Consider the following 12,796-nt stretch of genomic DNA (forward strand, 5'->3'; position numbering starts at 1 on the left):
CGTGACGAAACCTGCTCCGCTCGCCGCCGCCGGCCGGGTCGCCGGGGCAGCTGCCCTCATCGCCGTCCTCACCGTACTCAGCCGGCTCGCCGGCTTCGGCCGGACAGCGGTGTTCACCTGGATGCTGGGCCCCACCGATCTCGGCGGCGCCTACCTGGTGGCCAACTACGTCCCGAACTTCATCTTCGAGATCGTCGCCGGTGGGGCGCTCGCCAGTCTCGTCGTACCGCTGCTGGCCGGTGCCGTCGAGGCGGGTGACCGGCGCGCGGTGGCCGCCACCACCGGCGCGCTGCTGACCTGGACGCTGAGCCTGCTGGTTCCGCTGGCGGTGCTGCTGGCACTGTTCGCCGACCCGCTGCCGGGCCTGATCGGAAACGGTCTCAGCGAGGCCCAGCAGGCGTCCGGTGCGCGGATGCTGCGGGTCTTCGCCCCGCAGTTGCCGCTGTACGGCGTGGGGATCGTGCTGACCGGCGTGCTCCAGGCGCACCGCCGCTTCGCGTGGCCGGTGATCGCGCCGCTGCTGTCGAGCGTCACGGTCATCGGCGTGTATCTCGGCTTCACCGCCGCCGAAGGGCGGCTGTCCACCATCGGCGAGGCCGGGCGCGGCGGCGAACTGCTGCTCTCCGCCGGCACCACGCTCGGCGTGGTGGTGCTCTCGCTGTCACTGCTGATCCCGGTGCGCCGGCTGCGGCTGCGGATCCGTCCGGGCTATCGCTTCCCGGCGGACGCCCGTGCCCGGGTGGGCGGCCTGGTGGTCGCCGGGGCGGTGACAGTGGCCGCCCAGCAGATCGCCCTGGTGGTCGCGCTCAACCAGGTCACCTACGGCCGCACCGCCGACGTCAGTGTCTACAACCTCGCCCAGACCGTCTACTTCCTGCCCTGGGCGGTGCTGGCGGTGCCGCTCGCCGTGGCCGCGTACCCGACGCTCGTGGCGGCCCGGGCCACCGGCGACGAACGCGCCTACCGGGAGACCCTGGCCCCGGCGGTACGCGGGGTCGTGCTGCTGAGCCTGCTCGGCGCCGCCGCGCTCGTCGGCACCGCGATCCCGGTCGGGCACTTCTTCTTCTCCGACCCGATCGACGCGCGCACCGCGGCGGCCGGGATCGCCGGTTTCGCGCCCGGCCTGGTCGGCTACGGCCTGTTCGCGGTCCTCACCCGCGCGTTGTACGCCCGGGGCGAGACCCGCGCGGCCACCGTCGCCACCGCGTTCGGCTGGCTCAGCGTGCCCGTGCTGGCCGTCCTGTCCGCCCAGGTGGCGCCGCTGGCCGACCGGGTGCTCGCGGTGACGCTGGCGTCGTCGGCCGGCATGCTGCTGCTCGGCGCGCTGCTGATCGCCGCGGTCCGGCGGGCCGCGGGCGGCGCGGCGCTGGCCGGTGCCGGCCGGGCCGGCGCCGCCGGGCTGCTCGCCGCCGTCGTCGCCGGAGCCGGCGGGGTGGCCGTAGCGGCGGGACTCGCCGGGCTCGGTGACGGCACCCCGACGACACCGTGGGCCCTCGCGCAGGGCATGCTGTCCGGGGTCGTGGTCGGTGTCCTGTTCCTCGCCGTCGCCTGGCTGACCGACGCCCGCGACCTGCGGCCGCTGCTCGCGACCGTGACCCGCCGGCTGAGCCGGCGACGCCCGGCCGGCGGGGACGACGGCCCGCCGGCGCAGCAGCACCCCGGCGAGCGGGGTGACGGAAGGGAGACCGTTTCCTCATGACGGACGCCTCGCCGGCACCGCGCTGGCCCGGGTCGGTGGCCCTGGTGCTCGCCTCGAGCACGGGCGGGGTGGGGCAGCACGTCCGCTCGATCACCCGAGGACTGACCGAGGCCGGCGCGTCCGTGCTGGTCTGCGGCCCGGCCGCCACCGAGGAGCAGTTCGACTTCACCGGCGCCGGGGCCCGGTTCACGCCGGTGGAGATCCCGGCCAGCCCCACGCCGGGCGACGCGCGCGCGGTCACCGCGCTGCGCCGGGCGCTCGCGGACACGCCCGTCGACGTGGTGCACGCGCACGGGCTGCGCGCCGGCCTGGTCGCCGCGCTGGCCAGGCCCGCCGCGCCGCTGATCGTCACCTGGCACAACGCGGTCCTCGCCGGTGGCCTGCGCGGTGCGGTGTCCCGGCTGGTCGAGCGGGTCGTCGCCCGGTCCGTGCGGGTCGCCCTGGGCGCCTCCGCCGACCTGGTCGACCGCGCCGCCGCGCTCGGCGCCGCCGACGCCCGCCTGGCCCCGGTCGCCGCGCCGGCGCTGCCCGCGCCCGGCCGTCGCCGCACGGCGGTACGCGCCGAGTTCGGCGTCGCCGCCGACCGGCCGCTGGTCCTCTCGGTGGGGCGGCTGCACCCGCAGAAGCGGTACGACGTGCTGATCGACGCCGCCGCCCACTGGCGGACCCGTACTCCCGTGCCGCTCGTGGTGATCGCGGGCAGTGGTCCGGCGTACCTGCCGCTGGCCGCCCGGATCTCGGCCGCCCGCGCGCCGGTGACGCTGCTCGGGCACCGCAGCGACGTGGCGGACCTGCTGGGCGCCGCCGACCTCGCGGTCGTGACGAGCGACTGGGAGGCCCGTCAGTTGTTCGCGCAGGAGGCGCTGCGGGCCGGCGTACCGCTCGTCGCGACCGCCGTCGGCGGGCTGCCGGAACTCGTCGGCGACGCGGCGGTGCTGGTGCCGCCCGGCGACGTGGACGCCGTCGACGCGGCCGTGCGCGACCTGCTCGACGACCTCGGACGCCGGGCCGACCTGGGCCGTCGCGGCCTGGCGCGGGCCGCGACCTGGCCCACCGAGGCGGACACCGTGGCCGCGCTCGCCGGCCTCTATGCCGAGCTGACACCCCAGCTCTCGACCGGGAACCGCTGATGCTGCGCAGACTGACCCCGGTTCTGCTGACCCTGGTCGTGGTGGCGCTGGGCATCACCGCGCTCTCCGCCCGCCCGGACGACGGTGCGACCCGGCCCGGCGCCGACTTCGTGGTGCTCGTCGGCGCGGCGGGCCTGCGATGGGACGACGTCGACCCGGAGAACACGCCGACGCTGTGGCGGATGGCCGAGCAGGGCGCGATCGGGTCGCTCTCGGTACGCTCCGCACACCGCCCCACCTGCCCGGTCGACGGCTGGCTCACGCTCGGCGCGGGGAACTTCGCCGCCTGGCCCGGCGCCCGGCCGGGCGGTGGCTGCCCGGCCACCGGTGTGACGATCGAGCGGCCCGACGGTATCGGCGCGAACCTGCCCGACCAGGCCAGCGCGGTGGTGCACAACCAGGAGCAGCTGTCCTGGGGCGCGACGCCCGGTGCGCTGGCCGAGTCGGTGCGCTGCTCGGTGGCGGTCGGGCCGGGTGCCGCCGTGGCCGCCGCCCGCCCGTTCGGCCGGGTCGACAGGTACGCCCCGTCGCTCCCCGAGAACCCGGCGGAACTGCTCGGCTCCTGCGTGCTGAGCATCGTCGACGTCGGCACCGTCGACGACGACGACCCGGCCATTCGGGCCGCCCAGGCGCGGCAGGCCGACGCCCGGCTGGCCCGGGTGCTCGCCGCCCGGCCGCCGCGCTCGCTGGTTCTCGTCGCCGGCGTGTCCGACACCGACTCCCCGGCGCGGCTGCACGTCGCCATCGCCGACGGCCCCGGCTGGGAGGGCGGCTCGCTGACCTCGCCCAGCACCGCCCGGTCCGGCTACCTGCAACTGATCGACCTGGCCCCGACCGTGCTCGCCGTGCTCGACAAGCCGATGCCGGAACGGGCGTTCCTCGGCCGGCCCGCGGTGACAGTCGACGACCGGCCGGACGACCTTCGGGCGGCGATCGAGGCGCCGGCCGACGCGGACCGGGAGGCAGCCGCCCAGCGCCGCGTCGCCGGCTGGTTCTTCACGCTGCTCGCCGTCGCCCAGATCGCCCTCGCGGTGGCGGTGCTGCCGCTGCTGCGCCGCGCCCGCCGGCTCGCCGGACCACACGGACCGGAACCGGTGTCCCGGCGGATCGTCGCGGTGGTGGAGCTGCTGCTGATCGCCGCCGCGCTGGCCGTGCCCGCGGCGCTGCTCGCCGACGCCGTGCCCTGGTGGCGCGGGGACCACGCCGGCCTCTGGTACGCCTCGGTGACCGCGCTGCTCATCGTCGGCGGCACCGCCGTGGTCCGGTTCAGTCCCGGGCACGAGCGCACGCTCGGTCCGCTCGGGGCGGTCGCCGGGCTGGCCACGCTCGTCGTCGGCGTGGACGTGCTCACCGGCTCACGGTTGCAGCTCAACGGCGTGGTCGGCTACTCGGCGCTGGAGGGCGGCCGGTACGCCGGGCTCGGCACCGTCGGGCTGGGCGTCTTCGTCGCCGGGGCGCTGCTGTGCGGCGGCTGGCTCGCCCAGCGGTTCCGCCGGGGCTGGCGGCCGATGGTGATGGTGACCGTCGGCGGGCTCGCAGTGGTGATAGTGGGCAGCCCGTACCTGGGCGCCGACTCGATCGGCGCGATCGCGCTCACCGCCGGGGTCAGCGTGGCGGCCGCGATCTGTAGCGGAGGCTGGCTGACAGTGAGCCGGCTGGCCTGGGCGACCATGGCCGCGCTGGCGGTCACCGTCGGCTTCGCCCTGGTCGACCTCGGCCGTCCGGCGGACGAGCGCGGCAGCCTGGGCCGGTTCCTGGCCGCTGTCGGCGACGGCACCGGCGGGCTCACCGTGCACCGGTCCAGCAGCTCCAACATCCAGACGCTGGTGAACAGCCCGCTGACCGTGCTGGCCCTCGCCGGGGCCGCGCTGGTCTGGCTCGCGTTGCTCCAGCCCTGGGGTGGGCTGATGCGGCTGTTCGGCATCTACCCGGCGATCCGGGCGGCGATGGCCGGCACCGGCGTGGCCGTCGGGCTGGGCGGCGTCCTCGGCGGGTCGGCGCTGGACGTGGCCGGCGCGGCGGCGGCCCTCGTGGTGCCGATGGCGGCCCTGGCGGCGCTGCGGGTGCTCGACCACTCCACCGACCGCACGGTGCCCGACAGCGGCCGTCCCGGCGGTCAGGTCGGCGCGACCCCGCCGGACGGCGGCCCGGCCGGTGGTGGCGCGGCCGGTGGCGCTCCGGGCCGCGACGACGGCGCGACCTCGCCGGACGCCGACGCCCCGCCGCCCGCCCACGGCGCAGCTCCCGTCGACGATCCGGCGACCTCGGACGGCGCGGCGACCTCGGACGGCGCCGAGACCGCGGAGGGCGCCGAGACCTCGGACGACGCCGAGACCTCCGAGGGCGGCCAACGCGACCCGGAGCGGCCGCAGTCGGCGGGGGAGCGGCGCGCTCCCCGGGTGCCCGCCCAGCCGGCTCCGGCCGCCGGCGAGATCCCCGCCGGTTGACCCCTGAGCGGCCGTTCCGAGGGCGGCGCACCGGCCGGATACGGCCTCACGTGCGCCGACAGCGGGTGCGACGCCGGCTCACGGTCCGGATGGTGTTACCGTGGAATCCCGTGGATCGCGTGATCACTCTGCTGATCGGCACGGCGGTTCGCACGACCGCTACGGACGACACGGGAGCAGGCGTTGGCCCCTACAGCACGGACGACCAGGCACATTTTCGTCACCGGGGGCGTCGCCTCCTCGCTGGGTAAGGGCCTCACCGCCTCCAGCCTCGGCAGTCTGCTGACCGCGCGCGGACTGCGCGTGGTGATGCAGAAGCTCGACCCGTACCTGAACGTCGACCCCGGCACGATGAACCCGTTCCAGCACGGCGAGGTCTTCGTCACCGAGGACGGCGCCGAGACCGACCTCGACGTCGGCCACTACGAACGGTTCCTCGACCGGGACCTCTCCGGCAAGGCGAACGTCACCACCGGCCAGATCTACTCGGCGGTGATCGCCAAGGAGCGGCGCGGGGAGTACCTCGGCGACACGGTGCAGGTCATTCCGCACATCACCAACGAGATCAAGGCCCGGATCCGCGGCATGGCCGACCCGGACGCCGACGGCCAGGTGCCCGACGTGGTGATCACCGAGGTCGGCGGCACGGTCGGCGACATCGAGTCGCTGCCGTTCCTGGAGTCGATCCGGCAGATCCGCCACGACCTGGGCCGGGACAACTGCTTCTACCTGCACGTGTCGCTGGTGCCTTACCTGGCGCCGTCGGGCGAGCTGAAGACCAAGCCGACCCAGCACTCGGTGGCGCAGCTGCGCAGCATCGGCATCCAGCCCGACGCGCTGGTGCTGCGCTGCGACCGGGAGATCCCGGAGAAGGTCAAGGAGAAGCTGTCGCTGTACTGCGACGTCGACCGCGAGGCGGTCACCGCCGCGCCGGACGCGCCGAGCATCTACGACATCCCGAAGGTGCTGCACCGGGAGGGCCTCGACGCGTACGTGGTGCGCCGGCTCGGCCTGTCGTTCCGCGACGTGGACTGGACCCGCTGGGACGACCTGCTGGAGCGGGTGCACCAGCCCCGGCACACGATCACCGTCGCGCTCGTCGGCAAGTACGTCGACCTGCCCGACGCGTACCTGTCGGTGAGCGAGGCGATCCGGGCGGCCGGGTTCGGCCACCGCGCCCGGGTGCAGCTCAAGTGGGTGCCCAGCGACGACTGCGTGACCCCGGCCGGCGCCGCCGCCGCGCTGTCCGGCGTCGACGGCATCGTGATCCCCGGCGGCTTCGGCGTACGCGGCATCGAGGGGAAGGTCGGCACCGCCCGGTACGCGCGGGAGAACGGCATCCCGCTGCTGGGCCTCTGCCTCGGCCTGCAGTGCATGACCATCGAGGTGGCCCGTCACCTGGCCGACCTCGACGGGGCGAACTCCCTCGAATTCGACGAGGAGGCGGTGCACCCGGTCATCGCCACCATGGCCGACCAGGAGGACATCGTCGCCGGCCGCGGCGACCTGGGCGGCACCATGCGGCTCGGTGCGTACCCGGCGAAGCTGGCCGAGGGCTCCATCGTCGCCGAGGCGTACGGCAGCACCGAGGTCAGCGAGCGGCACCGGCACCGGTACGAGGTGAACAACGCCTACCGCGACCAGCTCACCAAGGCCGGCCTGACCATCTCCGGCACCTCGCCGGACGGGCGGCTGGTCGAGTTCGTCGAGCTGGACCGCAACCTGCACCCCTTCTTCGTGGCCACCCAGGCGCACCCGGAGCTCAAGAGCCGGCCCACCCGCCCGCACCCGCTGTTCGCCGCGTTCGTCGGCGCCGCCGTGGCGTACTCGCAGGCCGACCAGCTGCCGGTGGACCTGGACGGCGCGTCGAAGAAGGCCGGCCGCGGCGGTGGCGCGAAGGCGTCCGCGAAGTGAGCGGCCGGTCCGCGCGAGCGTGCGGGGAGGCGGCGTGAGCGGCGTCGAGCACCGGTACGAGGTGACCGGCCGCCGGGAGATCTGGTCCGGCCGGATCTTCTCCGTGGTCAGCGACGACGTCACCATGCCCGGCGGTGGCAGCGCGACCCGCGACTACGTGCGTCACGTCGGCGCGGTCGCGGTGGTGGCGCTCGACGACGCCGGTCAGGTGGTGCTGATCCGCCAGTACCGGCACCCGGTCGGCCGGCACCTGTGGGAGCTGCCCGCCGGGCTGATGGACGTCGGCGGCGAGGACCTGGCCGCCGCCGCGCTGCGAGAACTGGCCGAGGAGGCGGACCTGACCGCCGGCCGCGTCGACGTGCTCGTCGACCTGCACAGCTCGCCCGGGTTCGCCGACGAGGTGGTGCGGGTCTTCCTGGCCCGCGACCTGGCCGACGTGCCGGCCGGCCAGCGCCACGACCGGCACGACGAGGAGGCCGACCTCCAGGTGGTCCGCGTGGACCTGGACGAGGCGGTGCGGATGGTGCTGGCCGGCGAGATCACCAACGCGTCCTGCGTGGCCGGGCTGCTCGCCGCCGCCCGCGCCCGCGACACCGGCTTCACCGAGCTGCGCCGCCCGGAGGCGCCGCTACCGCGCTGATCCGTGTACGACGAGGGGCCGCCCGGCGCAGTGCGCCGGGCGGCCCCTCCAATGCGCCGCAAGTCAGTCGCGCAGCGGGCGTCCCTGCCCGTCGACACCGCCGTTGACGAGGATCAGGATGCCGTCGACGAGGCCCCAGATCGCGCCGAAGCCGCACGTCACGAGCGTGACGATGAGCTGGATGACACCGGTCTTGGTGTCGCCCATGTAGAACCGGCCGATGCCGAAGCCGCCGAGCAGGATCTGGAGTACACCCGCGACGACCTTGCTCTTGTCCGAGACGCCCTGCGGGTACTGCTGATAAGGAGTGGTCATGAGCGGACACAATAGTGATCGGTTCACATCCTGTCGGCCTCGCCACCCAGCCGGTGGGAAGATGTCATCGAAGTTTGTCCTGTCGGCGGATGGCGTCTCCACCGGGCAGTCCGAGGCATGCCTGACACACCGTCAGGACCAGCGGGCACCGGATGTCACAGTGTCGCCGTCCGTGGGCTTCCCACGGGCCTAGACTGCCGCCGGCGGGACAGGAGGACCGCGCCGGCAACGGAGCCGGCGCGGCCACGCAGTCGGGGGTGAGCCGCCCCGGAGGAAGGTGTCTGCATCGTGAAGGTCGGAATCCCCCGCGAGGTCAAGAACCACGAGTACCGGGTGGCGATCACGCCCGCCGGCGTCAACGAGTTCACCCGCCACGGCCACGAGGTCTTCGTGGAGGCAGGCGCCGGAGTCGGTTCCAGCATCACCGACGACGAGTTCGCCGCCGCGGGCGCGAAGATCCTGGCCACCGCCGACGAGGTGTGGGACACCGCCGAGCTGGTGCTCAAGGTCAAGGAGCCGATCGCCGAGGAGTACCACCGGATGCGCGAGGGGCAGGTGCTCTTCACCTACCTGCACCTGGCCGCGTCCCGCGAGTGCACCGACGCGCTGGTCGACCGGAAGGTCACCGGCATCGCGTACGAGACGGTCGAGCTGCCCGACCGGTCGCTGCCGCTGCTCGCCCCGATGTCCGAGGTGGCCGGCCGGCTCGCCCCGCAGGTGGGCGCCTTCTACATGATGCGCACCGGCGGCGGGCGGGGCGTGCTGCCCGGCGGCGTGTCCGGCGTGTACGCGGCCAAGACCGTGGTCATCGGCGCGGGCGTGTCCGGCCTGAACGCCGCCGCCATCGCGCTGGGCCTGCAGTCCGAGGTGCTGCTGCTGGACAAGAACGTGGCCCGGCTGCGCTCCGCCGACGCCATCTACCGGGGCCACCTGCAGACCGTCGCCTCCAACGCGTACGAGATCGAGCGGGCCGTGCTCGACGCGGACCTGGTCATCGGCGCGGTGCTGGTACCCGGCGCGAAGGCCCCGAAGCTCATCTCCAACGAGCTGGTCTCCCGGATGAAGCCGGGCAGCGTGCTCGTCGACATCGCCATCGACCAGGGTGGCTGCTTCGAGGACTCGCGCCCGACCACGCACGCCGACCCGGTCTACAAGGTCCACGACTCGATCTTCTACTGCGTGGCGAACATGCCCGGCGCGGTGCCGAACACCAGCACCTACGCGCTCACGAACGTCACCCTGCCGTACGCCCTCGAACTGGCCAACCAGGGCTGGCAGCAGGCGCTGCGCAACGACCCGGCGCTGGCCCTGGGCCTGAACACCCACGCCGGCAAGGTCGTCTACGGCCCGGTCGCCGAGGCGCACGGCATGGACGTGCTGCCGCTGGACGAGGTGCTGAACTGACCGAGACCGCACGGCGCAGGGCCGGCGCGGAACCCGCGCCGGCCCTGCGCCGTGCGGTCCGGACCTACCTGGACCACCTCACCGTCGAACGCGGGCTGTCCGCGAACACGCTCGCCTCGTACCGCCGGGACCTGGACCGCTACCTCGCCACGCTGGCCGCGGCCGGGGTGGACGACCTGGCCGCCGCCGGGCCCGCGCAGGTCGAGGCCCACCTGGCCCGGCTGCGCGAGGGCGACGACGACCACCCGCCGCTCGCCGTCTCCTCCGCCGCCCGCGCGGCCAGCGCGGTACGCGGCCTGCACCGCTTCGCGCTGCGCGAGGGACTCGCCGGCGCCGACCCCAGCCGCGACGTCCGCCCGCCCGCGCCGCCGCGCCGGCTGCCCCGGGCGCTGCCCGTCGACGCGGTCCTGCGGCTGCTGGAGGCCGCCGGCCTGCCCGGCGCCACCGGCGACGCCGCCGCCCGCGCGCTGCGCGACCGGGCGCTGCTGGAATTCCTGTACGGCACCGGCGCGCGCATCTCCGAGGCGGTCGGCGCGGCGGTCGACGACCTCGACCTGGACGGCGGAACCGTGCTGCTGCGCGGCAAGGGCGGCCGGACCCGGCTGGTCCCGGTCGGCGGGTACGCCTCCGACGCGTTGCGCGCCTGGCTGGTGCGGGGCCGTCCGGCGCTGCTCGCCGCCGGGCGCGGCACCCACGCGGTGTTCGTCAACGCCCGCGGCGGCCCGCTCACCCGGCAGGGCGCCTGGGCCGTGCTGCGCACCGCCGCCGCCCGCGCCGGCCTGCCGGTCGACGGACCCGACGCGGTCTCGCCGCACACGCTGCGCCACTCGTACGCCACCCACCTGCTCGACGGCGGCGCGGACGTGCGCGTGGTGCAGGAACTGCTCGGCCACGCCTCGGTGACCACCACCCAGGTCTACACGCTGGTGACGGTGGAGCGGCTGCGCGAGGTGTACGCGACAGCCCATCCCCGGGCTCGCTGAGCGCCGACGTCGTGAGACCCGGCTGACGGGCGGCCGACACGCCGACCCGCTACCGAACGCGCTGCTGGCCGGTGGCGTACAGTCGGCATCGGCGCGGGCCTCCAGGTGCGACGGACCGGAGGTGCGCAGCGGCGCCGCGAGGGACGTCGGACGGCTCCGACGCCGGGTGGTCGTCGGGAGGGGGCAACGAGGACATGGCAGGAAACGGTGACCGTGCCGAGACCTGGACGTCGGAGCTCCGTGAGCAGCAGGCGACGCTGGGCGCCGATCTCGGCCCCGCCGACCCGGCCGCGTACACCATGCGCAAGCCGATCCCCGAACCCATGCCGACCGACCGGCACGGCCCGGCGCGGATCATCGCGATGGCCAACCAGAAGGGCGGCGTCGGCAAGACCACGACGACCATCAACCTGGGCGCGGCCCTGGCCGAGTACGGCCGAAAGGTGCTGCTCGTCGACTTCGACCCGCAGGGCGCCCTCTCCGTCGGGCTGGGTGTCAACCCGCACAACCTGGACCTGTCGGTCTACAACCTGCTGATGCAGGACGACGTCACGGCCGAGGACGTCCTGATCAAGACCGACGTGGCCGGGCTGCATCTGCTGCCCGCGAACATCGACCTCTCCGCCGCCGAGATCCAGCTGGTCAACGAGGTCGCCCGGGAGATGGCCCTGGCGCGGGTGCTGCGCACCATCCGCAAGGAGTACGACTTCATCCTGATCGACTGCCAGCCCTCGCTGGGCCTGCTGGCGATCAACGCGCTCACCGTCGCGCACGGCGTGCTCATCCCGCTGGAGTGCGAGTTCTTCAGCCTGCGCGGTGTGGCGCTGCTGCTGGACACCATCGACAAGGTGCGCGAGCGGCTCAACTTCGACCTGGAACTCGAAGGCATCCTCGCCACCATGTACGACAGCCGCACCACCCACTGCCGCCAGGTGCTGCAGCGGGTGGTCGAGGCGTTCGGCGACAAGGTCTACCAGACCGTCATCACCAAGACGGTGAAGTTCCCCGAGTCCACGGTGGCCGGTGCCCCGATCACCACCCTCGACCCGGCCTCCTCCGGCGCGCGCAACTACCGGCAGCTCGCCCGGGAGGTCATCGCCGCCCAGGCGGACCGGTAGGGCGCACACCGCCCGCCCGCCGCGTCGTCTACGGTTTCCCGGTGACCGCACCGCCCCTCGACCCGCCGCACGGCCCCGGCGACCCCGCCGTCGCCGCGGAACTGGCCGCCGAGGTCGACGGTGTGGTGCCCGCCGCCCCGGGCGCCGGCGAGCAGGCGAGTGGCTTCACGGTCCGGCTGGACAACTTCACCGGCCCGTTCGACCTGCTGCTCCAGCTGATCAGCAAGCACAAGCTGGACGTCACCGAGGTCGCCCTGCACAAGGTCACCGACGAGTTCATCGCCTACCTGCGCGCCATGGGCGACCAGTGGGACCTGGACGAGACGAGCGAGTTCCTGCTCGTCGCCGCCACGCTGCTCGACCTGAAGGCGGCCCGGCTGCTGCCGTCGGCCGAGGTCGAGGACGAGGAGGACCTGGCGCTGCTGGAGGCGCGGGACCTGCTGTTCGCCCGGCTGTTGCAGTACAAGGCGTACAAGGAGGCCGCCGCGCACATCGCCGAGCTGGAGGCGGTCGGCGGCCGGCGCTACCCGCGGGCGGTCACCCTCGAACCACGGTACGCCGAGGCGCTGCCCGACCTGGTGCTCGGCATCGGTCCGGAGCGGCTGCGCAAACTCGCGGTCAAGGCGATGAGCCCGAAACCGGTGCCCGAGGTCTCCATCGCGCACGTGCACATGGTCCGGGTCAGCGTCCGCGAACACGCCGGCATCATCGCCGATCGGCTGCGCCGCGCCGGGGTCGCCACGTTCTCGCTGCTCTGCACCGACTGTGAGATGACGCTCGAGGTGGTGGCCCGGTTCCTGGCGCTGCTGGAGCTGTACCGGCAGGGCCTGGTGGCGTTCGTACAGGAGCAGGCGCTGGAGGAACTGACCGTTCGCTGGACCGGCCCGGCCGACGGCGAGGCCGAGCTGACTGTCGACGAGTACGCCGGCACCCCCGAACCCACGACCACGTCCACCCCCGCCGCGCCGGCCGACGCCGCAGATGCTTCTTCGGCCGGCGCCGCCGCTGGGCGGGCCGACGATGCCGCCGGATCCGCTGGCGTCGCCGTGCGGGGCGACGTCGCCGCAGATGCCGCATCCGCCGCCGCCGTGCCCGCCGATGCGGCGGACGAATCCGCACCGACGCAGGAGTGAACGGATGAGCGAC

General features: G+C 74.4%; 10 protein-coding genes. 9 read left to right on the plus strand and 1 reads right to left on the minus strand.

Annotation, left to right across the window (positions count from 1 at the left end; translation table 11 throughout):
- Window position 1: 1 nt before the first annotated feature.
- The 5 genes from murJ (at window position 2) to F8279_RS17995 (ending at window position 7,830) form a co-directional block, all read left to right on the plus strand.
- Window positions 2-1,699, plus strand: a complete 1,698-nt coding sequence (murJ, locus tag F8279_RS17975) for a murein biosynthesis integral membrane protein MurJ (RefSeq protein WP_151500543.1) — start codon at window positions 2-4, stop codon at window positions 1,697-1,699.
- Window positions 1,696-2,829: a glycosyltransferase family 4 protein gene (locus F8279_RS17980; RefSeq protein WP_151500544.1), complete on the plus strand. Its 1,134-nt coding sequence runs from the start codon at window positions 1,696-1,698 to the stop codon at window positions 2,827-2,829. The genes murJ and F8279_RS17980 overlap by 4 nt, the downstream gene beginning before the upstream one ends.
- Window positions 2,829-5,276 (plus strand): cytochrome d ubiquinol oxidase subunit II, encoded by a 2,448-nt coding sequence (locus F8279_RS17985; protein ID WP_151500545.1) that lies wholly within the window; start codon window positions 2,829-2,831, stop codon window positions 5,274-5,276. The genes F8279_RS17980 and F8279_RS17985 overlap by 1 nt, the downstream gene beginning before the upstream one ends.
- A gap of 183 nt (window positions 5,277-5,459) precedes the next feature.
- Window positions 5,460-7,190, plus strand: a complete 1,731-nt coding sequence (locus tag F8279_RS17990) for a CTP synthase (protein ID WP_151500546.1) — start codon at window positions 5,460-5,462, stop codon at window positions 7,188-7,190.
- Between the two features lie 34 nt (window positions 7,191-7,224).
- Window positions 7,225-7,830 (plus strand): NUDIX domain-containing protein, encoded by a 606-nt coding sequence (locus tag F8279_RS17995; protein WP_151500547.1) that lies wholly within the window; start codon window positions 7,225-7,227, stop codon window positions 7,828-7,830.
- Window positions 7,831-7,893: 63 nt separating this feature from the next.
- Here the strand turns inward: F8279_RS17995 and F8279_RS18000 are convergent, their stop codons facing one another.
- The gene (locus tag F8279_RS18000; protein ID WP_030274369.1) at window positions 7,894-8,145 is read right to left on the minus strand and encodes a TM2 domain-containing protein; all 252 of its coding nucleotides are present in this window, start codon (window positions 8,143-8,145) and stop codon (window positions 7,894-7,896) included.
- A gap of 288 nt (window positions 8,146-8,433) precedes the next feature.
- On the opposite strand from F8279_RS18000, the gene ald reads away from it, so the two are divergent.
- The 4 genes from ald to F8279_RS18020 all read left to right on the plus strand — a co-directional run bounded on the left by ald (window position 8,434) and on the right by F8279_RS18020 (window position 12,783).
- Window positions 8,434-9,549: an alanine dehydrogenase gene (gene ald, locus F8279_RS18005; protein ID WP_091424656.1), complete on the plus strand. Its 1,116-nt coding sequence runs from the start codon at window positions 8,434-8,436 to the stop codon at window positions 9,547-9,549.
- Window positions 9,546-10,532 carry a site-specific tyrosine recombinase XerD gene (locus F8279_RS18010; RefSeq protein ID WP_151500551.1) on the plus strand — a complete coding sequence of 329 codons (987 nt, stop codon included), beginning with the start codon at window positions 9,546-9,548 and terminating at the stop codon, window positions 10,530-10,532. The genes ald and F8279_RS18010 overlap by 4 nt, the downstream gene beginning before the upstream one ends.
- 194 nt (window positions 10,533-10,726) lie before the next feature.
- Entirely contained in the window at window positions 10,727-11,650 is a 924-nt protein-coding gene (locus tag F8279_RS18015) for a ParA family protein (protein WP_013285595.1), read from the plus strand.
- A 41-nt stretch (window positions 11,651-11,691) separates the two neighbouring features.
- Window positions 11,692-12,783: a ScpA family protein gene (locus F8279_RS18020; protein ID WP_151500549.1), complete on the plus strand. Its 1,092-nt coding sequence runs from the start codon at window positions 11,692-11,694 to the stop codon at window positions 12,781-12,783.
- The last annotated feature ends 13 nt before the right edge of the window (window positions 12,784-12,796 follow it).

It is taken from the genome of Micromonospora sp. AMSO1212t, assembly GCF_008868145.1.
Lineage (GTDB): Bacteria > Actinomycetota > Actinomycetes > Mycobacteriales > Micromonosporaceae > Micromonospora > Micromonospora tulbaghiae.

Coding starts and splice junctions, on each gene's coding strand:
- F8279_RS17980 (WP_151500544.1), top strand. CDS start 1,696: ATGACGGACGCCTCGCCGGCACCGCGCTGGCCCGGGTCGGTGGCCCTG.
- F8279_RS17985 (WP_151500545.1), top strand. CDS start 2,829: ATGCTGCGCAGACTGACCCCGGTTCTGCTGACCCTGGTCGTGGTGGCG.
- F8279_RS18000 (WP_030274369.1), bottom strand. CDS start 8,145: ATGACCACTCCTTATCAGCAGTACCCGCAGGGCGTCTCGGACAAGAGC.
- F8279_RS18015 (WP_013285595.1), top strand. CDS start 10,727: ATGGCAGGAAACGGTGACCGTGCCGAGACCTGGACGTCGGAGCTCCGT.